Source organism: Petrotoga miotherma DSM 10691, assembly GCF_002895605.1.
GTDB lineage: Bacteria > Thermotogota > Thermotogae > Petrotogales > Petrotogaceae > Petrotoga > Petrotoga miotherma.
In genome coordinates, this window is sequence record NZ_AZRM01000003.1 from 1 (window position 1) to 22,584 (window position 22,584).

General features: G+C 33.3%; 17 protein-coding genes. All 17 read left to right on the forward strand.

The genetic code is table 11. From position 1 onward, the window contains the following. Positions 1 to 49 precede the first annotated feature (49 nt). The 17 genes from fliE (at position 50) to argC (ending at position 22,514) form a co-directional block, all read left to right on the forward strand. Positions 50 to 349, forward strand: a complete 300-nt coding sequence (gene fliE / locus X928_RS00075) for a flagellar hook-basal body complex protein FliE (protein WP_103077953.1) — start codon at positions 50 to 52, stop codon at positions 347 to 349. A gap of 153 nt (positions 350 to 502) precedes the next feature. Further along, positions 503 to 712, forward strand: coding sequence for a hypothetical protein (locus X928_RS00080; RefSeq protein ID WP_103077860.1), 210 nt, complete (start codon positions 503 to 505; stop codon positions 710 to 712). Further along, complete coding sequence (locus X928_RS00085; RefSeq protein ID WP_425440349.1) at positions 709 to 1,962, forward strand: MFS transporter; 1,254 nt, start codon at positions 709 to 711, stop codon at positions 1,960 to 1,962. Before X928_RS00080 ends, X928_RS00085 begins: the two co-directional genes overlap by 4 nt. A 97-nt stretch (positions 1,963 to 2,059) precedes the next feature. After that, positions 2,060 to 3,409 (forward strand): magnesium transporter, encoded by a 1,350-nt coding sequence (gene mgtE / locus X928_RS00090; protein WP_103077955.1) that lies wholly within the window; start codon positions 2,060 to 2,062, stop codon positions 3,407 to 3,409. 55 nt (positions 3,410 to 3,464) lie between these two features. Then, complete coding sequence (locus X928_RS00095) at positions 3,465 to 4,364, forward strand: HDOD domain-containing protein (protein ID WP_169926234.1); 900 nt, start codon at positions 3,465 to 3,467, stop codon at positions 4,362 to 4,364. Then, positions 4,351 to 4,704: a 30S ribosome-binding factor RbfA gene (gene rbfA / locus X928_RS00100; RefSeq protein ID WP_103077864.1), complete on the forward strand. Its 354-nt coding sequence runs from the start codon at positions 4,351 to 4,353 to the stop codon at positions 4,702 to 4,704. Before X928_RS00095 ends, rbfA begins: the two co-directional genes overlap by 14 nt. Continuing rightward, on the forward strand, positions 4,701 to 5,618 hold the full coding sequence (gene truB, locus X928_RS00105; RefSeq protein ID WP_103077957.1) for a tRNA pseudouridine(55) synthase TruB: 918 nt from the start codon (positions 4,701 to 4,703) through the stop codon (positions 5,616 to 5,618). The genes rbfA and truB overlap by 4 nt, the downstream gene beginning before the upstream one ends. Positions 5,619 to 5,620: 2 nt before the next feature. Next, entirely contained in the window at positions 5,621 to 6,511 is an 891-nt protein-coding gene (ribF, locus tag X928_RS00110; protein ID WP_103077958.1) for a riboflavin biosynthesis protein RibF, read from the forward strand. A 17-nt stretch (positions 6,512 to 6,528) separates the two neighbouring features. Then, the gene (locus X928_RS00115) at positions 6,529 to 8,283 is read left to right on the forward strand and encodes a M3 family oligoendopeptidase (protein WP_103077959.1); all 1,755 of its coding nucleotides are present in this window, start codon (positions 6,529 to 6,531) and stop codon (positions 8,281 to 8,283) included. A gap of 62 nt (positions 8,284 to 8,345) precedes the next feature. After that, the gene (locus X928_RS00120) at positions 8,346 to 11,003 is read left to right on the forward strand and encodes a CBS domain-containing protein (RefSeq protein ID WP_103077960.1); all 2,658 of its coding nucleotides are present in this window, start codon (positions 8,346 to 8,348) and stop codon (positions 11,001 to 11,003) included. Positions 11,004 to 11,333: 330 nt separating this feature from the next. After that, positions 11,334 to 12,530 (forward strand): bifunctional glutamate N-acetyltransferase/amino-acid acetyltransferase ArgJ, encoded by a 1,197-nt coding sequence (gene argJ, locus X928_RS00125; RefSeq protein ID WP_342749735.1) that lies wholly within the window; start codon positions 11,334 to 11,336, stop codon positions 12,528 to 12,530. After that, positions 12,527 to 13,426: an acetylglutamate kinase gene (gene argB, locus X928_RS00130; RefSeq protein WP_103077870.1), complete on the forward strand. Its 900-nt coding sequence runs from the start codon at positions 12,527 to 12,529 to the stop codon at positions 13,424 to 13,426. The genes argJ and argB overlap by 4 nt, the downstream gene beginning before the upstream one ends. Further along, complete coding sequence (locus X928_RS00135) at positions 13,413 to 14,597, forward strand: acetylornithine transaminase (RefSeq protein ID WP_103077962.1); 1,185 nt, start codon at positions 13,413 to 13,415, stop codon at positions 14,595 to 14,597. The genes argB and X928_RS00135 overlap by 14 nt, the downstream gene beginning before the upstream one ends. 1 nt (position 14,598) lies before the next feature. Then, the gene (gene carA, locus X928_RS00140) at positions 14,599 to 15,642 is read left to right on the forward strand and encodes a glutamine-hydrolyzing carbamoyl-phosphate synthase small subunit (protein WP_103077963.1); all 1,044 of its coding nucleotides are present in this window, start codon (positions 14,599 to 14,601) and stop codon (positions 15,640 to 15,642) included. A 25-nt stretch (positions 15,643 to 15,667) separates the two neighbouring features. Further along, a complete protein-coding gene (gene carB, locus X928_RS00145) occupies positions 15,668 to 20,158 on the forward strand; it encodes a carbamoyl-phosphate synthase (glutamine-hydrolyzing) large subunit (RefSeq protein WP_103077964.1) in 4,491 nt (1,496 codons plus the stop codon). After that, positions 20,155 to 21,480, forward strand: coding sequence for an argininosuccinate lyase (gene argH / locus X928_RS00150; protein WP_103077965.1), 1,326 nt, complete (start codon positions 20,155 to 20,157; stop codon positions 21,478 to 21,480). Before carB ends, argH begins: the two co-directional genes overlap by 4 nt. Further along, on the forward strand, positions 21,477 to 22,514 hold the full coding sequence (argC, locus tag X928_RS00155) for an N-acetyl-gamma-glutamyl-phosphate reductase (RefSeq protein ID WP_103077966.1): 1,038 nt from the start codon (positions 21,477 to 21,479) through the stop codon (positions 22,512 to 22,514). Before argH ends, argC begins: the two co-directional genes overlap by 4 nt. Positions 22,515 to 22,584 lie beyond the last annotated feature (70 nt).

A 22,584-nucleotide genomic window follows, 5' to 3' on the forward strand; every position in this document is an offset into this window, starting at 1 on the left:
TAGAGTTTCTAAAGACAGTATAGGTAGATAAATAAGGAGGTGAATATTGATGACCGACGGCATAAATGGTATAAACGGGATTGACCCCAATAAATTGGTTCCAGAAAAAACTAAACAAGAAGATAAAAATTTAGACTTTTCTAAATTATTAAAAGATGCGATTGAGGAAGTAAATTCAATTCAAAAGAATGCAGATAAAGTTGCAGCAGATTATGCGGCTGGTAATATAACAGATATACATCAAGTTATGATTGCTGCAGAAAAGGCTTCTCTATCGTTACAATTAACAACAGAAGTTACAAATAGAATCGTTGAAGCATATAAAGAAATAATGAGAATGCAAATATAATTTTGTTTTTTCTTGCAAGCATAAACAATTTAAACTTTAAATGATTGGGTATTTTTACCCAATTTTTTTGTTTTATTATATTTTATTAAAATTTAAAAAAAGTTGATAAAAGTTTGTTATAATAAAGGCATATAGTAAAAGGAGGTGATTTTGATGGAAGAAATAATCAAAAGTGCTGAAAAGTACATTGAGGAAAATCCTGAAGTGGATTTAGAAAAGTTAGAAGAATTCTTAAAGGGAATCTATGATGAAAAAGACGTTGATGAGTACTTTGCTCAGATTGGTGAAATTCTATCGGTGATGGAAGATTATTATGAAGATCCTTTAGATCTTTTTATCAATAATGAAAAAGACAATCAATAAGGGGGAGGGCAAAGTTGACAAAAGAGGAAAGAAGTTGGATTTTGTACGATTGGGCGAATTCTGCGTATTCAGTTGCTATAACCACCGCACTATTACCGATATTCTTTAAGGATTATGCCGCCGCTCAGATGCCGGATTATTTGTCAACCGCTTATTGGGGTTATTCATCTACTATTGCTACTTTGATAGTGGCGATCTTAGCTCCAATTTTAGGAACAATAGCTGATTATAAGAACTATAAAAAAAGGTTTTTGCTCTTTTTCCTTTTAATGGGTGTTGTATTTACAGCTTCACTGTCTTTAATTCAAGAAGGACAATGGTTTTTTGCCTTAGTGTTATATGTTTTATCCAGCATAGGATTCTCTGGAGCGAATGTTTTCTACGATTCCTTTTTAACAGATGTAACTTCAAAAGAACGTATGAATTGGGTATCTTCTAGTGGCTTTGGATGGGGTTATATAGGTAGTACTATCCCATTTTTAATTGGACTTATTTTTATCTTGAATCCTTCATTAATCGGTCTTAACTCCACTATTTCCGCAACAAAACTGGCTTTTGTTATTACAGCAGCGTGGTGGTTAATTTTTTCTATACCGATTATGAAAAATGTGAAGCAAACATACTATGTAGAAAAAACGAAAACTCCAATAAAAGATTCTTTTAAACGGATCACGCAATTTTTAAAGAATCTGAAGGGCAATAAAAATGTTTTTCTCTTTTTAATGGCATATTTTTTCTATATAGATGGTGTGGATACGATAATAAGGATGTCTTCTTCCTATGGACTTGATGTCGGACTTAACGCCAACGATTTGCTGGTAGTTTTTTTAGTGATACAAATAGTAGCTTTTCCTTTTGCTTTGTTATATGGAAGATTATCCAAGAGGTTTTCTACAAAAAGTTTGATATATTTTGCGATTTTTGTCTATACTTTTATCACTGTTTTTGCTTTTTTCTTAGAAACCATTGTTCAATTTTGGATATTAGCTATGTTAGTAGCATCTTCTCAAGGTGGAATTCAAGCCCTTAGCAGGTCACTTTATGGTCGAATGATACCAAAGGATCGATCTGCAGAGTATTTTGGGTTCTACAATATATTCGGAAAATTTTCAGCTATTTTGGGCCCTTTTTTAGTAGGGATCTTTACACAAATTGGAAAGAGTTCAAGATGGGGAGTTGCAAGTTTGCTCTTTTTGTTTATCATTGGGGCAATACTTTTCTATTTTGTAAAAGAGCCTGAAAAGGCGTAAAATTTTTAGCAAGAAAGGAGTGGTAAAGATGGATAGTACCGGTAGTTTCTTTGAATTTTCTGATCTACCACCATAATGATTGAAAGGAGGAACAAAATTGAAGGTTGAAGTAAAAGTCGATATAAAAAAATTAATAAACGAAAAAGAGTTTAAACTTCTAAAAGAGTTGTTAAAAGAACAAGAACCCGCAAGAATTGTAGAGATGATTGAAGAATTACCACAGGATGAAAAAATTGTTGTTTTCAGATTTTTGCCTAAAGACACAGCAGCAGAAGTATTTTCTCATTTAGAAAAAGACGATCAAATGGAATTACTTTCTCTCTTTAAAGAAGATAAGTTGAAAGAAATAATAGAAAATATGGAACCTGATGATAGAGCTGATCTTTTAGAAGAACTTCCTGCTAACGTAGTTAAACGTTTACTTGCCCATCTTTCTAATGAAGAGAGACAAAATACGCTTACTCTTTTGAATTATCCTGAATATTCTGCAGGAAGGATAATGAACCCGAATTTTTTGGATCTTAAAGAAAATATGACTGTGAAAGAGGCGCTTCAACATATTAAGGTTGAAGGAAATAAAAAAGAGACTATCTACACTTTGTTTGTGATAGATAACACTAGAAAATTAAAAGGGACAGTAGAATTAAAAGATTTGATTTTTTCGGAAGAAGATGAATTCATAAAAAATATTATGAATGAAAATCCAATCTATTCAACAGTTTACGATGATGAAGAAGAAGTTGCAAGGATCATGCAAGATTATGATCTTTTAGCTATTCCGGTTACAGATAGTGAAAAAAGGTTGGTCGGAATAATAACAATTGACGATATTGTGGATGTTTTAGAAGAATCAGCTACAGAAGATATCCAAAAAATGGCGGCGGTAGGAGTAACAGAAACTTCTTATTTCCATACTTCCATCTGGGCGCTTATAAAAAGCAGGGTAATCTGGCTTGGTGCCTTATTACTTTTTGAGAGTATTGCCGTCTTTGTAATTGAAGGATTTTCAGATGTTTTACAGAAAATTACTGTATTAGCGGCATTTATGCCAACTATTAACGCTATAGGAGGAAATACTGGGAGTCAAATGTCCGCTATAGTAATTAGATCAATGGCAGTTGGAGATATTGAAGAGGATGATTTTAAAAAAGTTTTAAGTAAAGAGTTGTTTTCTGGTATAATTTTAGGTATAATTTTGGGAATAATCATGTTTTTAAGATCAATTGTTAATACTCGAGAACCTTTAATTATGTTGAGTTTATCTTTGTCTATAATTATAGTAGTAATGATTTCAAATCTTTTAGGAGCCATCCTACCTTTTTTTGCAAAAAAAATACATTTAGATCCAGCCTTGATCTCTGGCCCTTTTATTTCAACTTTGATGGATATACTAAGTATGTTTTTCTATTTTTCTATTTCGGCATTACTTCTTAAAGATTTGTTGTGAAAAACAGACAATAAGCAAATGAATAAATTGAAATTTGATGGAAGGAACTGATATAATGAACGAAATGGATATTCAAGAGATCACCAAAAAAATTAAAGAATTACCTACGCCTGATTTTATTGTACAAAGAATTATAAACATAGCCAACGATCCCTATGCTGATATAAATGACTTGCATAATATGATCGTTCAATCTCCTGCTTTAACTGCAAAGATTTTAAGACTATCTAATTCGGCTTATTATGCACTACCTAAGAGAGTAACGAAACTAACACAAGCGATAAATCTACTCGGGTTCAAAACGGTAAGGAATTTAGCTTTAAGTATTTTTACCGTCGAGAATTATTTTTCTCAAGAAATACCTTTTTTCAATACACAGCATTTTTGGGTTCACTTGATCTCAACTGGAGTGGCCTCAGAACTTTTAGCAAAATATCTTAATTCCCCTGATAAAGAAGAAGCCTTTATGTGTGGCGTTTTACATGATCTTAGTAAGGTAGTGATGGCACATATTATGCCTGAAGTTTTTGAGATGGTCATTAAAGTTGCTCAACACGAAAAAATTTCTTTTTTTCAGGCGGAAAATATGTTATCAACTTATTCGCATCAACAGATTGGGAGGAAGCTTTTTAAAAATTGGAATATGTCAGACTTAGTCATAGAAACCGCTACATACCATGATAATCCTTTAGAGTCTAGTAATGAAGAAGCAAGAAAATTATTGTATATTGTAAATGTTGCGAATATAACTACTAATTCATATTTTTATGGCTATTCAGGATGCTTCGATATTCCTGAGGTTGATTTAAAGGTTTGGAACTTTTTGGGATTAAATTATAATAAATATTCCAGTTATTTTGAAGAATTCAAAGATATAATTAAAAGGTCTCCTGAGTTTACGAATATGAAAGAAGTGTTCGATGATATGGAGGTGACATCTGATGGCTCAGTATAGAAGAGAAATGCTTGAGTCTGAAATGAAAAAATTAATTACCCAAGGTTTTTCTCAATTAAAGGATCCTAGATTAAAAGACAAATTTATTGATATAAATATGGTACGTCTATCAAAAGATAAATCTTATTTAGATGTATATGTATCATCCCTCGATGAAGATGTTGATGCTATTATCGAAATTCTAAACAACGCAAAGGGTATGTTTAGAACTCTTATCGCAAAAAATATTAAAATGTTCAAAGCCCCCGAAGTAAGGTTCCATAAAGACGAAGGTATTGAAGCAAGTATAAGAATAAATAAACTAATAGAGAAAATAGAGAAAAACGAGGAGAGTAAATGAAAAGTGGCTTTTTAGTAATCAACAAACCAAAGGGTATTACTTCCCATGACGTTGTCTCAATAATCAGAAAAAAACTTGGAATTAGAAAGGTTGGTCATGCTGGTACTCTTGATCCCTTTGCTACTGGGGTACTAGTTGTAGGAATAAATAAAGCTACAAGACTATTAGAATTTTTTCAGACCGAAAAAAAGACATACTATGTAAAAGCTGAATTGGGGATCGTTACAGATACTTTTGATATAGAAGGAAAAGTACAAGAAAAGAACGAAGTTACTCAGCAACACATCTCTAATTTGAAAGACATATGTTTTTCATTTGTGGGGGAATATTTGCAAGTTCCTCCTGCATATTCAGCCAAAAAATATAAAGGTAAAAAGCTTTATGAATATGCGCGTGAAGGTAAAATAATTAATCTTCCTCCAAAAAAAGTAAAAATATATCAGCTTTCAAATTTTTCACAAGAAGGACAAGAATTTAGTTTTAATGTAGAAGTAAGTTCTGGAACTTATATAAGATCATTAATCATGGATATAGGATATGCTTTAGGATGTGGAGCTGTTACCAAAGAACTTTGTAGAATAAAGAGTGGTAAGTTTGAATTAAAAGATAGTATTCTGTTAGAAGAAGTTTCGTTGGAAAAAATGTTAAAAATGGATGAGGCTTTAGATCTCCCTTACGTTAAGATTAATAACGGTCAACAAGTCATTAAAGGGTACCAAATTTATAAAGATAATATTTTAGAATTTTCTAATTTCAACAAAAATGATTACGTTAAAATATACGATGAAAAAGGGTATTTTTTAGGAATAGGTAAAGCTGAAAAAAAATCAGCATTTTTAAAAACTCTCTTTAAAGAAGAAGAAAGAAACGATAGAATAGTAAAAATAAATAAAATTCTGTACGAGGTGACATAAAATTGTACGCACTCACAATCGGAATCTTTGATGGTGTACATAAAGGCCATCAATATATATTGAAAAATACTCTCCAACTTGCAAATAATTTACGGTTTGACCCCTTGGTTTTGATGTTTAGATATCCTCCTGAAAAGTATATTGGAGGTTTTGAAGGCCTTATCCTTCCTAGTTGGAGAAGAAAACAAATCTGCGAAGATTTGGGATTTAAGGTTGAAGTAAAAGATTTAGAAGAAGTATGGGGATTACCCCATGAACAATATCTTGAGGAATTGATGAAAAAGGGTGTAAAAGCAATAGTGTGCGGTGAAGATTTCACCTTTGGGAAAGATGCTTTAGGCGATGTGGAATATTTACAAGCTGTTAGTCAAAGCAAAGGTTTGGTGGTCAAAGTACTGAAAGATTTAAAAAGTCAAGGAAACAGGGTTAGTTCTTCCGCAATAAAAAGAGAGCTAAAATCAGGTAATATTAAGACGGCAAATGAAATGCTTGGAAGGCCTTGGACTCTGGAAGGTACAGTCTATGAAGATAGGCATCTAGGGTTTAAACTTGGCTTTCCAACTGCAAATATTAACGTTTGGGAAAAAGAGAAAATCATATTACCAAAGTTTGGTGTTTACATTGTAAAAGGATATGTAAAGGGACGAGCAGGTTTCTTGTGGGGTTTAATGAATGTCGGTTTAAGGCCAACTTTTAACGAATATAAAAAAATCCCGAAAGTTGAAGTTTATTTTTTGGATTTTTTTGGTGATCTATATGGTGATTATATTGTTTTAGATGTAATTGATTTTTTGCGGGACGAGGTAAAATTTAAAAATGAAAGAGAATTAATTGCTGCTATGGAGAAAGATGAAGATCAAGCTAGAAAGATTATACAGAAACATTATATATAGAAGGGAGATGAACTGTTTTGCCTACTTGGGATTTAACGTTTTTTTATTCTTCACCCAAGGACTCACAAATTAATGAAGATTTCGAAGAAAGCTTGAGAAAAATCAAAAAGTTACAGCAGCAATATTATGACAAACTATCTGACCCTTCTTTGACGCCAAGTGAGTTGAAAAATTTCTTCCAAGAGTTTGAGAAAATTTTAAAAATGCATAATTTTACTTACCAGTATTGTCACTTACTTTATGATTCCAACACCCAAGATGAAACTGCTCAAAAACTCTATGCCAAGGCTAAAGATTACGATTCAAAGATAGAAATGGAATCATCCTTTTGGAAGCCGAGGTTATTGAAGCAAAGTGAAGAGAAATTAAATGAATTGATGCATGACCAGGAATTGAAAGATTACACTCATGTGATTCAACGGCTTATTAAATCAAAAAATCATATCTTGAGTGAAGATGCTGAAAAGGTATTAGCTGCTATGTACAACTCATCACGTGGAGGCTTTGAAGAGCTATATGGTCGGTTAACAAGTTCATATACTTTCAAGTTAGAGATCGATGGGGAAATCAAAGAATTAACCGATCCACAAGTAAGGGCTTTAAGAAGAAAACCTGATTTAAAATTAAGACGTCAAGCAATGAAAGAATTCTTTAAAAAGTATGACGAAGATAGCCTCATCTTCGAAAAAACATACAATTCTATTGTAAAAAATTACGACACAGAGGCTAATTTGAGAAACTTCCAAAGCCCGATTTCTATGAGAAACTTGAACAATGAAGTTGAAGATGAAATTGTGGAAACCGTTATAAAGGTCACCACTGACAGAACGCCTATGGTTCAGCAATATTACAGATGGAAAGGTAAAAAGTTGGGTATAGAACAAACGCTTGCTGATATCTATGCGCCTTTAACAAACGTGCAAAAAGAATATTCTTTTGAAGAGGCACAGAAGATTGTTTTAGATTCATATTACGAGTTCGATGAAGAAATTGGAGAAATTGCTGAGTCTTTCTTTAAAGAAAAAAGAATCGATGCTGAAATAAGAAAAGGTAAAAGGGGAGGAGCTTACACATCTTATGCGCTTCCAAATAAAAAACCTTTTATTTTGTTGAATTTTACAGCTACTCTTGCCGATGTAGGTACTTTGGCGCATGAGTTGGGACATGGGATACATGGAACTTTAGCCTCTGAACAAAACATTTGGAATTATCACCCTCCTTTAACGATGGCGGAAGTTGCCTCTGTCTTTGGTGAGATGTTGGTTATTGACAAGATACTACCCACTCTTTCAGAAGAAGAAAGAACGGGGTACCTGGCATCAAATATTGAAGGAATGTTTTCGACGATGTTTAGACAAAATATGATCGCCAGATTCGAAATATCATCTCACAATTTGATAGAACAAAATGGAAGTGCAAGTTGGAAAGAACTTGCAGAACTGTATAAAAAAGAATTAGAAATAATGTTTGGTGATTCAGTAATAATACCAAAAGAATATTACTATGAGTGGTCAAGTATACCTCATATCTTTAGAACACCTTTTTACGTATATGCATACAATTTTGCTAATTTATTAGTCTTAGCTTTATACCAACAGTACAAGGTTGAAGGAAAATCTTTTGTACCGAAATACAAAGAGTTGCTTAGAAGTGGTGCAAAAGATTCACCTAAAGAATTACTAAAAAAAATTGGGATTGACATTTCAAATAAAGATTTTTGGGAAAAAGGTTTTGAATTCATAGAAAGGGAATTTATTAGCAAATTAGATTGAATTAAGTTAACCAAATTCAACATGTTTTTAAATAATGGATTTAATCCAAGGGAGAATTTATCTTGGTTCCTGAAATTATAATAACTACGCATAAAAATGCTGATTTTGACGGTTTTGCTGCATGTGTTGCGGCATCATTAATATATGAAGATGCTATTATTGTACTTGAAGGAGAACCTCAGCAAAATCTTAAGGAATTTTTGAATATATACGATATTCCATACGAAAAGGAAAATGATTTTATAAAAAATTATCAAGAAGAAATAAAAAACCACAATTTTGAAAAAGTTGTGATTGTAGATACTGCGGATATCAATAGAATTCCTGAATTTATAAAATCTCTTATTGAGCAAGGAATAGAAGTTGACATATATGATCATCATCCAGAGTTAAAGGAGCAAAATATCAAAGGTAATAATTATTCAAAAGAAGTAGGAAGTGCCACAACATTAGTTGTTCAAAAATTATTAGAAAGCAAAATAGTTCTTCCTGATACTTATGAAACTCTTTTTTTAATAGCAATTCATGAAGATACTGGAAATTTTGTTTTTTCTACAACGACTCCATTAGATCATCAAATCTCTGCAGAATTATTAAAAGGCGGTGCCAGGATAGAAGAGGTAGAAGAGTTTGTTTCGTTAGAAATGACAAAAGAGCAAAAAGAACTTTTTGACAAACTCTATAACAATGTTCAAGAGCTTACCTTGGAGGAAATAACAATACATATCGCTTATTCTGAAATCAACAAATTTATAGGTGGGTTAAACGTTATAACCCACAAATTGTTTGAAACTCTTACTCCGGATGTTTTGTTTGTTGTTGTAAAAATGGGCAAAAGCATTTATATAGTTGCAAGATCAAGAATTGAAGAAATAGATTTAAATAAAATACTATCTTTATTTGGCGGCGGAGGTCATAAAAAAGCTGGTTCAGCTAAAACAAAAGGTCTTAGAATACAAGAGGTTATTGACAAAATTAAAAAAGAGTTAAAATCTTCTTTTGTCCCAGTTTTAAAAGCAAAGCATATTATGTCATCTCCCGTAAGAACCATATTATCATTTGAAACGGTTGAAAGGGCTCATGAATTGATGTTTCAAACAGGACATTCTGGCCTCCCTGTAATTTCTGATAATAAATTAGTGGGTATTGTAACTAAAAAAGACATAGAAAAAGCAATGAAACATGGTTTAAAAAATGCACCTGTTAAAGCTATAATGAGTACTAACTTAAAAGTTGCTGATGTAGAAACCTCGTTGAATCAAGTGAGAAGGATCATGGCAGAAGCAGACATCGGAAGGATTCCCGTTTTAAAAGATGGTATACTTGTTGGTATAATAACTAGAACAGACCTTTTGAGGGCAACTAACGGAGTTTTTAATTTTTCACTTAGCCCAATTTTAGAAGAAAAGTATAAATCGCAAAATCTAAAAAAAGAAATGGAAAAAATTCTACCCACATCTATTCTTAATCTTCTAAAACTTATTGGGCTATATGGGAATGAGTTGGGGTTAAACGTATATGTAGTAGGAGGATTTGTCAGGGATCTTTTGCTAGCAATTAACTCTAAATCAAACGGTACAAAGTCAATACCCTACGATATAGATGTAGTAGTGGAAGGGGATGGTTTGTTATTTGGTAAATATGTTGCTAAACAATTGAGAGCAAAATATATTGAACATCCTAAATTTCACACCTGCTCAATTTTTTATAGAAATGGGGAAAATAAGATAATAAGGATTGATATTGCAACCGCCAGAACAGAATATTACGAAGAAGCAGGAGAATTACCAAAGGTGGAATTATCAACTATTAAAAAAGATTTATACAGAAGAGATTTTTCTATAAACGCCATGGCCATAAAACTTAATTCGGGTTCCTTTGGAATACTGATGGATTTTTTTAATTGTAAAAAAGATCTTGAAGAAGGCAAGATAAGAATACTTTATCCACTCTCTTTTATCGAAGATCCTACTCGAATATTGAGAGCTATAAGGTTCGAACAAAGATTTGGTTTTGAAATTGAGCCTAACACCTTAACAAAATTAGAAGAAGCTGTAGAAAAGGGATATTTGGAAAAAGTGACTGGAATGAGGATAAGAGAAGAATTAGAAAAAATATTAGAAGAACCTGAACCAATGAAAGCAGTAAAAAGAATGGGTAAACTGAAAATAATTTTTCACTTATTCGAAAAAACTTACTATTCTCCCACACTAGAAAAAGATTTAGAAAAACTTTTTGATGTTAAGGGATACTTTAAGGCTAACTTACCAAGTTATCTGAATAAAGTCAGACTATTCCACCTAGTTTTAGACGTTCTACTGCAATACACTCCAGAAGAATCTCTCAAAAAAATTAGTGAAAGATATGGATTACCGAAAGATTTTATTAAGAATTTAATGCAAGTGAAAAAAGTATATAGTGAAATTTCTAAAGATTTAAATGACAAAGAAAAAATATTAAAATTATCATATTTCTATGAAAAAACCAACGGTTTTCAAAATGAACAACTAATTTTTTTAGCTGTAAAACTTCCAGAAGAATTATTGGAAAAATACTATGAATATTTACGAAAGATTGAGAAACTAAAACTCTCCATCACGGGGAAAGATTTACTAAAGAAAGGATACGAAGGTGTTCAAATTAAAGCAAAGTTAGAAGAAATAAAGAAAAAACTCTTGAATGGTGAAATACAACCTGGCGAAGAAAAAAATTTGATATAAATTTGACAACTCAATTTTTTTATGTTATAATCCCTAAAATTTAGCAAAAGGAGTTTTTTGAATTTATGACTAATTGTGAAAAAAATTTCATTTCTTATAATCAAATAAATTTAAATAACAATAGGAGGCGCCCATGTAGCCGGTGGATCATAAGCACCGGTAATGGGTGCTTATGAGGTTGGGAGATGGTTATTCTCCTAATTGAGTTTTAATCCATGCGGCTACATCTTTTAAGATGTAGCCGTTTTTTTTAGAGTTTCTAAAGTCAGTAAGTTCAAAAGAATAGAGGGAGGTTAGTGTATGGAAAGTACGGAAATAATGCAAGAAGGTATTGTTTTACCATTGGGTTTTAAAGTCTGGGGAATTCACTGTGGGATCAAGAAGCTCAAAAAAGATTTAGGACTGATATACTCAGAAAAAAAGGCTAATGCCTCAGCTGTTTTTACCACGAATAAAGTTAAAGCGGCTCCAGTTATTTTGAGTATGGAGAACATTAAGGATAACGAAATGCAAGCTGTTATTGTGAATAGTGGTAACGCAAACGCTTGCACGGGTGTAAAAGGATATTCAGATGCAATAAGCATGGCAGAAAAAACCGCTGAAATCTTAAATTTAAAACCAGAAGATGTATTTGTAAGTTCAACAGGTGTTATAGGTGTTCCATTGCCAATTGAAAAAATTTTAAACGGCATAGAATCATTTGAAAAAAATATTGATTTAGCAAATGATGATCTTGTAAGTTTCGCACAGGCGATAATGACTACAGATACCTTCCCAAAAATTAATTCTACACAAGTTGTGATTGGTGGTAAAAAGATCACAATAACGGGGGTTGCCAAAGGTTCAGGTATGATTCATCCCAATATGGCTACAATGTTGTCTTTCATTTTGACAGATGCAAACATTTCTAAATCAGCCTTGAATAAAGCTTTAAAGCAATCAGTTAATGATTCTTTCAATTTGATAACGGTTGATGGCGACACTAGTACCAACGATACGGTTCTTATTTTGGCTAATAAGCAGGCTAAAAACGAAGAAATTACAGAAGATTCTCACGAATACAATTTATTTCAAAAAGCCCTTTATGAAGTAGTTGAAAATTTAGCAAAAAAAATTGTGATAGACGGGGAAGGTGCTACTAAATTTTTTGAGGTACAAGTAAAAAATGCCAAGACAAAAGAAGATGCTAAATTGATCTCAAGGTCCATAGCCAAGTCTAATCTAGTAAAAACAGCAATTCATGGAGAGGACGCTAATTGGGGAAGGGTGTTAGCGGCCGCTGGTTATTCAGGAGGAAACTTTGATCCCAATAGAGTAGATGTCTGTTTTCAAAGTTGTGTAGGAAAGATTCAACTTTGTCAAGATGGTCATTTTATTGAGTTTAACGAAATTAAAGCAAAAGAAATTCTCGGTGAGAAAGAATTGAAAATTATTGTAGATTTAAAAGATGGTGAAGAGAGTGCTATTTCTTGGGGATGTGATCTTAGTTACAAATATGTAGAAATAAATGGAGGGTACAGAACATGATAAAAGCTGAAAAGTTTTCCGATGAGATATCTAAAGCGGAAGTTTTGATCGAAGCTTTACCCTACATAAAAAAATTTGCAGGAAGTATTGCTGTTATTAAGTTTGGTGGTAACGCTATGAAAGACCCACAAATTAAATCGATGATCGCAAAAGATATCGTACTTATGAAATATGTTGGGTTGAATCCTGTTATCGTTCATGGAGGAGGACCAGATATCAATAAAATGCTTGCGAGTTTAAATATAGAAACAAAATTTGTAAATGGATTAAGGGTAACTGATGAAAAAGTTATGGAAATAGTAGAGATGGTGTTGGTTGGTAAGGTAAATAAAGAGATTACATCGTTGATAAATAAAATAGGGGGAAAGGCTGTTGGATTGAGTGGAAAAGACGCAAATTTATTGTTGGCAGAAAAAGATTTGTCCCAAGGGGATTTGGGTTATGTTGGTAAGTTAATAAATGTGAATAAAGAGGTAATTTTGAATTTAACTGAAAAAGATTATATCCCCGTAATCGCTCCTTGTGCAATTGGGAAAGATTGGAAAACTTATAACGTTAATGCTGACATAGCGGCAGGTAAAATTGCTTCCTCTTTGAAGGCGGATAAATTTGTTTTATTGACAGATGTAGAAGGCATCTTGAAAAACAAAGAAGATGAAGAAAGTGTAATTTCAAGACTGTCATATAGAGAAGCAAAAGATTTATTGAATTCTGAATTTATCACTGGTGGAATGATTCCTAAGTTAAAATGCTGCATCCAAGCGTTAGAAGGCGGAGTAAAAAGAGCACATATAATAGATGGAAGAATTCCCCATGCTTTACTTTTAGAAATATACACAGACAAAGGTGTGGGAACTATGATAGCGAAGGAGGTTTACGATAATGATAATCTCTGAAGATAAAAAGTATGTAATGAATACTTATTCAAGATTTCCTATAACTTTAGTTCAAGGGAATGGTATAAAGGTTTGGGATGAAAACGGTAAAGAGTACTTAGATTTTGTAGCTGGGATCGCCGTTAATGCTTTGGGCCATTCTCACCCTGCAGTTGTTGAATCGGTAAAATCTCAAGTTGACAAATTGATCCATATTTCTAACCTCTATTGGAATAGTAATCAAATACAGTTAGCCAAGATGATCTGTGAAAAATCGTTTGGGAAAAGTGCCTTTTTTTGCAACAGTGGAGCCGAGGCGAATGAAGCTGCGATTAAGTTAGCAAGAAAATATGGAAACACTAAGTACAATGGGCGAAGATACAAAATTATCACGGCAAAGAACTCATTTCATGGAAGAACCTACGGTGCATTGACGGCAACAGCCCAGCCAAAATATCACAAGAACTTCGAACCTCTATTGGAAGGATTTGAAAGCGTAGAGTATAACGATATAAATTCACTAAAGTCGGCCATTGATGAAAATACATGTGCTGTAATGTTAGAAGTTATTCAAGGTGAAGGGGGAATAAACGAAGCAAAAGATGAATATCTTCAACAAGTTAGAAAACTTTGTGATGAGAACGATCTTCTTTTGATTTTTGACGAAGTTCAAACAGGGATAGGAAGAACCGGAAAACTTTTTGCCTATGAACATTCTGGTGTGGTACCCGATGTGATGACCCTTGCGAAAGCCTTAGGTGGTGGTTTCCCCATCGGTGTGCTTGTTGTGAATGAAAAAGCTGACGTATTTACACCTGGGGATCATGGATCGACATTTGGTGGGAATCCATTAGCCTGTGCAGTTGGCATGGCTGTTATGAAAAACGTTGCACAAGAATCTTTTCTGAATACTGTGAAAGAAAATGGTGAATTTTTCAAAAGTCAATTATTAGCAATGAAGGAAAAACATTCGATAATTGATAAGGTTAAGGGAAAAGGTTTGATGATTGGAGTCAAGTTAGACATAGAAGAAGGCAGTGATATAGTAAAAAAAGCTATGGAAAAAGGACTTTTGATAAATCTTTTAAACCACAATGTTTTAAGATTTGTTCCTCCTCTTATAATCACAAAAGAGGAGATAGCCAAGGGTATGAATATTCTCGAAGAAGTTTTTGTAGAAATGGGGTATTAAGATGAAAGGATTTATAAAGTTAAATGATTCTACCATTTTTGAAGGAGAAATTATAAGTAAAAAAGATTTTGGACAAGGCGAAGTTGTCTTTAACACGTCTATGACTGGATACGAAGAATCAATAACGGATCCGTCTTATGCAGGAGAAATACTGGTAATGACCTATCCATTGATCGGAAATTATGGTGTAAATTTAGAGAATTTACAGTCAAAAAGACCCACCATCAAAGGTTTGATAGTTAAAGATTACTGTCAATTTCCCTCTCATCACACATCTCAGTATTCACTTTTAGATTATTTAAACCAACATGAAGTGCCTATTTTAAGTAAAGTAGATACAAGGGCCCTTACGAAAAAGTTAAGGATAGAAGGTAGTATGAATGGTGTGATAACCACAGAGGAGGATTTTGAAGTTCCAACTTCCAATGAGAATTTACTTGATAGCGTTTCAACAAAGGAAATTTATAGAATTCAAGGGAACGGTCCAAAGATAGCCTTAATAGACTTGGGAGTTAAGAAAAATATAGTAAACCAGCTCAAATCTAAAGGTTACGATCTTTACGTTTTTCCATATAACAGTAGTAAAAATGATGTAGATAAAGTTCAACCAGATTTAGTATTATTCTCCAACGGCCCCGGTGATCCAAAAAAGGCAAAAGAAGCAATACTTTTAGCTAAGGGGTTTATAGGTGAGAAACCACTTTTTGGGATTTGTTTAGGTCATCAAATAATATCTTTGGCGTTGGGTTTTAATACTGTAAAAATGAAATTTGGTCATAGAGGTACCAACCATCCTGTGAAGAATTTATTGAATAATAAATGTTATATCACTTCTCAAAACCACGGTTATATGGTTGAAAAAGAGTCAGTGAAAAACAAAGATGTAATAATCACCTTCATCAATTTAAACGATCATAGTATCGAGGGAATTATGCACAAGAAGTATCCCATTTTTACTGTTCAATTTCATCCAGAAGGTGGGCCTGGGGTTCACGATACAACTTTTATTTTTAAAAAAATCAAAGATTCAATCTATAGAAACTAAAAACATACTTCCGGGGAGGTCAACAATGCCAAAAAAACGCGAAATAAAAAGTGTTTTAGTGATAGGTTCTGGACCAATAATAATAGGTCAAGCTGCAGAATTTGATTATTCAGGAACCCAAGCTTGTAAATCATTAAAAGAAGAAGGGTGTAAAGTAATATTGGTAAACAACAATCCTGCAACTATTATGACTGATACAGAAATAGCAGATGTAGTTTATATGGAAAACCTTGAAATGGATACTTTAATTTCCATTATAGAGAAAGAAAAACCCGATGGAATTTTAGGTACATTGGGAGGACAAACAGGCTTAAATCTAATTATCCAACTAAAAGATAGTGGAATTATCGATAAGTACGATATTCAAGAATTGGGAACGTCAGTTGAATCCATAAAAATAGCAGAAAGTAGAGAATTATTTAAAAGAAAAATGCAAGAAATTGAAGAACCTATCGCTGAAAGCCTCACTGTGTCAACAGTATCCGAAGCCCTAAATTTTGCTAGCCAAGTTGGGTATCCTTTGATAATACGCCCAGCATACACTTTAGGAGGAACAGGCGGTGGATTCGCTTACACCGAACAAGAGTTAATCGAATTTGTAGAGAATGGGCTGAAAAAGAGTATGATGAAAGAAGTCTTAATAGAAAGATCGTTATTGGGTTGGAAAGAGATCGAATACGAGTTAGTTAGAGATTCTTTTGATAATTGCATCACCGTATGTAATATGGAAAATTTTGATCCTGTTGGAATTCACACTGGAGATAGTATAGTTGTGGCACCTTCTCAAACGTTGACAGATCAAGAACATCAAATGTTAAGGGACTCATCCATTAAGATAATAAAAGCTTTAAAGATAGAAGGTGCCTGCAATATTCAGTTTGCCCTCAATCCTTCTAACAAAGAATATCGAGTTATTGAAGTGAATCCTCGTTTGAGTAGATCCAGTGCCTTAGCGTCCAAAGCAACCGGGTATCCGATAGCAAAAATTGCTACGAAAATCGCGTTAGGATTTTCTTTGGATGAAATAAAAAATCCCGTTACTGGAAAAACAACGGCTTTTTTTGAACCATCTTTAGATTATGTTGTAACAAAGATTCCCCGTTGGCCTTTTGATAAGTTTTATCAAGCTGATAGAAAAATAGGTACGCAAATGAAATCTACTGGTGAAACGATGGCACTTGGACGTACCTTTGAAAGTTCTTTATTAAAGGCAGTTCGCTCCCTTGATATGAAAATTAAAGGCTTGAGAATTAAAGAGGTGCAAAATGAGAGCGATGAAGAATTAGTAGAACATTTACACATCCCAAACGAAAAAAGATTATTTCATATTGCCGAAGCACTTAGAAGAGGTTATAAGGTTTTTGATATTCATAAATTAACTTATATAGATAACTGGTTTTTAGAAAAAATAAAAAACATCGTCGATTTTGAAAATAGTATTAGATTTTCCCAATTGAATTACGACCTTTTACTTAAAGCAAAGGTTCTTGGCTTTTCAGATCAAGAAATATCTGAATTAAAAGGTTTACCAGAAGATGAAGTTAGAGAATTGAGAAAACGCTATGGTATTACCCCATCATACAAAATGGTTGACACATGTGCAGCGGAGTTTGATTCAGTAACACAATATCTCTACTCAACTTATGGTGAAGAGGACGAAATAGAAGTTCACAAGGACATAAAAAAAGTCATTGTGATAGGTGGAGGCCCAATAAGAATCGGACAGGGCGTAGAGTTTGATTATTGTACAGTTAAAGCTCTATGGGCATTAAAAGAAAAAGGTATCAAATCAATCATCATAAACAATAATCCTGAAACCGTCAGTACAGATTTTGATACAGGTGATAGATTGTACTTCGAACCCCTTACTCAAGAAGATGTTTTGAATATCATAGAAAAAGAAGATCCAATGGGAACAATGGTCATGTTTGGAGGGCAAACTGCTTTGAATCTAAGCGAAGATCTCGAAAGACGTGGAATCAAAATTTTGGGAACTTCATATGAGGATATTGACTTGTGTGAAGATAGAAAACGATTTTCGCTGTTGTTGAAAAAGTTAGGGATCAACCATCCTCGTGGTGGGTACGTTACTTCATTTGATGAAGCTAGAGAAATTGCTAACCGTATAGGGTTTCCTCTTTTAGTTAGACCCTCTTATGTGATAGGAGGACAATCTATTGAAAAGGTTAATTCCGAAGATGAATTATTCGAGTATTTATCACATGCTTTAGGCTTATCACCCAATAGACCAGTTCTAATAGATGAATATATAGAAGGGATAGAAGCTGAAGTTGATGCAGTCTCTGATGGAGAAAATGTATTAATTCCTGGAATAATGGAACATATTGAAAAAGCGGGAATTCATTCAGGTGATAGTTTTGCTGTATTTCCTGCCAAAAGCTTGTCTGAATTAGAAGAGAAAGAAATTGTGAGATACGTTGAAAAAATATCAAAAGCGGTGAACGTTAAAGGTTTAATAAACATTCAATTTATCGTGAAAGAGGGAAAAGTTTACGTTATAGAAGTGAATCCTAGGGCTTCAAGGACAGTTCCAATAATCAGTAAAGTAACGGGAATCCCTATGATAAAACTCGCGGTTGAAATTGCATTAGGTAATAACTTGAAAGAACTTGGGTATTACGAACCTTTTTATCCGAAAATCCCATATACGGTGGTTAAAGCACCAATATTTTCATTAGAGAAATTGCCAGGTGTTGAAGTTGCATTAGGCGCAGAAATGAAATCCACAGGGGAAACTCTTGGCATCGATTTCAATTATCATAATGCGATGTATAAAGCTTTTAAAAGCGCTCATTTGGATGTTCCTTCTACAGGTAATGTACTATTATCATTTCCAGAAAAAGTAGTAAAGGGGAGTAAAAGTTTTGTTAAATATCTTCAAAGCTGTGGATACGAATTGTGGGGAACCACCGGGACAGCAGAAGCTTTTAAATTGATAGATATTAAAATAAAAGAGATAAATCATCAAAAATCATTAGAGTTAGTAAAGAAAGGTTATTTTTCAATGGTTATTAATTTACCTACAAAAGGGAAGAACGTATCCAACTTTGGATTCAAGTTAAGAAGAGCATGTTTAGAAAACAGCATTCCAATATTTACAGCATTGGAAACAGCTCAAAAATCAATTGAAGCAACAAAGAATTGCAAAATTGGGAAAAATAATGTACAGTCCTTGAACGAATATGTAGATTATTATCATAATCTACTAAAAAATCTACAAATATCAAAAAGAGGTGAATCATTTATGAAAACCGGGGAAAAGGTAGTATTGGCATATTCAGGAGGGTTAGATACATCTGTAATCATACCATGGCTAAAAGAAAAGTATGATTGTGAAATTATTGCGGTATGTATCGATGTAGGTCAAGGAGAGGAAACTCATGCTATCGAAAAAAAAGCTATTTCAAGTGGTGCAAGTAAGGTTTACGTAGAAGATGTTGTGGAAGAATTTGTAACCGATTATATTTTTCCAACCTTAAAAGCTGGAGCAATCTACGAGGGTAAATACTTATTGGGAACATCCTTTGCAAGACCTCTAATGGCAAAAAAACTGGTTGAGATTGCCCAAAAAGAAGGTGCAAATGTTATTGCTCATGGTTGTACAGGTAAAGGTAATGATCAAGTAAGATTTGAAGTATCTATTAAGGCATTAGATCCTTCTATAAAAATTATTGCTCCTTGGAGAATATGGGAAATTAAGTCTAGGGAGGAAGAAATTGCCTATGCCCTAAAGAAGGGAATTCCAATATCTATAACCAAAGAAAAAATATACAGTGTAGATAAAAATATATGGCATATAAGCCATGAAGGAGGAGATTTAGAGGATCCATGGAATGAACCTAAACCTGAGTTATTCGATATGGTTACTCCACCTGAAAAAGCACCCGATGTTGCTGAATATGTAACCATAGAATTTGAAAAAGGGATTCCAGTGAAGATAAACGAAGAAGAACTTTCGCCCGTAGAGTTGATAAAGAAAGCCAATGAAATTGCATCAAGAAATGGTGTGGGGATTGCAGATATCGTAGAAAATCGATTAGTTGGAATGAAATCAAGAGGTGTGTATGAAACTCCAGGTGGAACATTACTATATACTGCACATAAAGAACTGGAAAGCTTGGTACTTGACAAAGAAACGTCAAGATTCAAAGATTTAGTGGCACAAAAGTATGCGGATCTTGTTTATAATGGATTGTGGTTCTCTCAGTTGAAAGAAAGTTTAGATGCTTTTGTTAATGAAACGCAGAAGGTTGTTACCGGTGTTGTGAAATTGAAACTTTACAAAGGGAACATTATAATTGCAGGATTAAGTTCACCATATTCCTTATACAACGAAGAGTTAGCTACATTTGGAGAAGATAAGATTTATGATCAAAAGGATGCAGAAGGTTTTATAAACTTGTTTGGACTACCTTTGAAGATGAGAGCTTATCAGATGAAGCATTTTGTTGAAAATCAAAAATATAACAAAACGACTGTAGGAGGAGAACAATGAAATTGTGGGGTGGTCGGTTTAAAGAAAAAATTGCAGAAGATATGGAAATTTTTAATTCATCGATAAATGTCGATATCAGATTATTGCCCTACGATATAGAAGCTTCTTTAGCCCATGCGAAAGGGTTGAAAAAGGCAAAAATAATTACTGACGAAGAGTTTGAACAAATTGAAAGAGCGTTAAGAGAAATAAAAGAAGAAAAGTTTGAAGAGATTCCAATGGTAGAAGATGTGCACACATTGGTAGAGCAAATGTTGGTTGAAAAGATAGGAGACGTTGGCAAAAAAATTCACACAGCAAGAAGTAGGAACGACCAAATAGCAACAGATGAAAGATTGTATTTACGAAATGAAATATTAAAAATTATAGATTTATTAGGCCAATTAAACGCTGTTTTATTGGAACTTTCCAAAAAGCACAAAAACAAAATTATGCCCGGTTACACACATATGCAAAGAGCTCAACCTATCACATTTTCACATCATTTATTAGCTTACATGGAGATGTTTAAAAGGGATATAGAACGGTTGAAAGATTCTTTAAAAAGAGTGAATGTTTTGGTTTTAGGTTCAGGAGCTTTAGCTGGAACGTCATACGATATAGATAGAATGTATGTGGCTTCATTGTTAGACTTTAAAGAAGTTTCACTAAACAGTATTGACGGAGTAAGCGATAGGGATTTTATCATTGAATTCTTATCATTAGCTTCCTTGATAATGATGCATTTGAGTAGATTTTCTGAGGAAGTAGTACTTTGGTCTACCCAAGAGTTCAATTTTGTAGAATTAAGTGACCAATATTCGACTGGAAGTAGTATAATGCCACAAAAGAAAAATCCAGACTCCGTTGAATTAATCAGGGGTAAAACAGGTAGGGTATATGGAAATTTGTTTGCCCTTTTAACAACTATGAAAGGCTTACCCCTAGCATATAACAAAGATATGCAAGAAGATAAAGAACCTCTGTTTGATACCGTTGATACATTAAAAGGTTGTTTAAAGGTATTTATTGGTTTGTTAGGAACGATACGCGTGAACGAAAAAAAGATGGAAGAGGCGGTAAAATTTGGCTATCTCAATGCAACGGATCTGGCAGATTATTTGGTCAAAAAAGGGATCCCTTTCAGAACCGCTCACGATATAGTTGGAAAATTAGTTGCATATGCTATAACAAAAAATGTCTCCTTAGAAGAGCTTAATATTTCTGAATTTAGAAATTTTTGTCAGTTGATAGATGAGGATGTATATGAATTTTTAGATCTAAAAAATATTCTAAAACGCCGTAAAACAATTGGGGCAGCAAGATGGGAGGAAGATGTATGAAGGTTGGTATACTTGGGGCAACAGGGTACACAGGAATTGAATTAATCAGAATTCTTTCAAAACATCCAAATGCTAAAATAACTTATTTGTCATCAAAAAACTTTGAATCCCAATTAATTTCAGAAGTTTATCCGGGACTACAAGGAATTTGTGATCTCATATTAGAGGGTGATGCTTTCAAAAAAGCGGTTGCTACTAGCGATATAATATTTTCAACTTTACCTCACGAACTAACTTTTGAAATAGCTCAGATGGTAGTGGATGCAGGTAAGAGGTTGATAGATTTAGGTTCTGCATTTCGTTTCGATGACTTTAATATCTTCCAAAAGTGGTATGGTTTAAATGATGACATAGAATACGATAAATATGACAAGGTCTACGGATTAACTGAGTTAAATAGGGAAAAGATAAAAAACGCTCAAATTGTGGGCAATCCAGGTTGTTATCCAACTAGTGTGATTTTGGCATTAGCCCCTGTTTTAAAAAATAGAGTTGTATCAGATAAAAACATAATTATTGATAGTAAATCTGGGGTATCAGGTGCTGGTCATGAACCTAAATTTAGTAACTTATATTCAGAATGTAACGAAAATACAAAACCTTATAACGTGGCTAAACATAGACATATTCCAGAAATAGAGCAGGAGTTATCAAAGATAATGAAACAAGAGGTAAAAATTGTTTTCACCCCACATCTTGTTCCTATGACAAGAGGAATTTTAAGTACGATTTATTGTAATTTGGGATCAGATATAACCTTAAATGAGGTTTACGATCTTTACCAAGAGTTTTATAAAAACGATTATTTCATAAAAATTCTGAACCCTGGAAAGTATCCATCTACAAAAAGTGTGGCTGGCTCCAATTTTTGCCAAATAGGTTTTGAAATTGATGAGCATACAAATACTTTAATAATCATGTCCGTGATTGACAATTTAATGAAAGGTGCCAGTGGTCAGGCAGTACAAAATATGAATTTAATGTTTGGATTGCCTGAAAATAAAGGTCTTGATATAATAAGAATCTTTCCATGAACTTGATATATCTTTAAATTTAAGGTATAATTAAAAAAATCAAAAGAACTTTTATCCTTATGGGTGGGCA

What these genes read in the sequence shown, in the direction of transcription:
- fliE (WP_103077953.1), top strand. Translation starts at nt 50, where the DNA reads ATGACCGACGGCATAAATGGTATAAACGGGATTGACCCCAATAAATTG.
- X928_RS00080 (WP_103077860.1), top strand. Translation starts at nt 503, where the DNA reads ATGGAAGAAATAATCAAAAGTGCTGAAAAGTACATTGAGGAAAATCCT.
- X928_RS00095 (WP_169926234.1), top strand. Translation starts at nt 3,465, where the DNA reads ATGAACGAAATGGATATTCAAGAGATCACCAAAAAAATTAAAGAATTA.
- rbfA (WP_103077864.1), top strand. Translation starts at nt 4,351, where the DNA reads ATGGCTCAGTATAGAAGAGAAATGCTTGAGTCTGAAATGAAAAAATTA.
- truB (WP_103077957.1), top strand. Translation starts at nt 4,701, where the DNA reads ATGAAAAGTGGCTTTTTAGTAATCAACAAACCAAAGGGTATTACTTCC.
- argB (WP_103077870.1), top strand. Translation starts at nt 12,527, where the DNA reads ATGATAAAAGCTGAAAAGTTTTCCGATGAGATATCTAAAGCGGAAGTT.
- X928_RS00135 (WP_103077962.1), top strand. Translation starts at nt 13,413, where the DNA reads ATGATAATCTCTGAAGATAAAAAGTATGTAATGAATACTTATTCAAGA.
- carA (WP_103077963.1), top strand. Translation starts at nt 14,599, where the DNA reads ATGAAAGGATTTATAAAGTTAAATGATTCTACCATTTTTGAAGGAGAA.
- carB (WP_103077964.1), top strand. Translation starts at nt 15,668, where the DNA reads ATGCCAAAAAAACGCGAAATAAAAAGTGTTTTAGTGATAGGTTCTGGA.
- argH (WP_103077965.1), top strand. Translation starts at nt 20,155, where the DNA reads ATGAAATTGTGGGGTGGTCGGTTTAAAGAAAAAATTGCAGAAGATATG.
- argC (WP_103077966.1), top strand. Translation starts at nt 21,477, where the DNA reads ATGAAGGTTGGTATACTTGGGGCAACAGGGTACACAGGAATTGAATTA.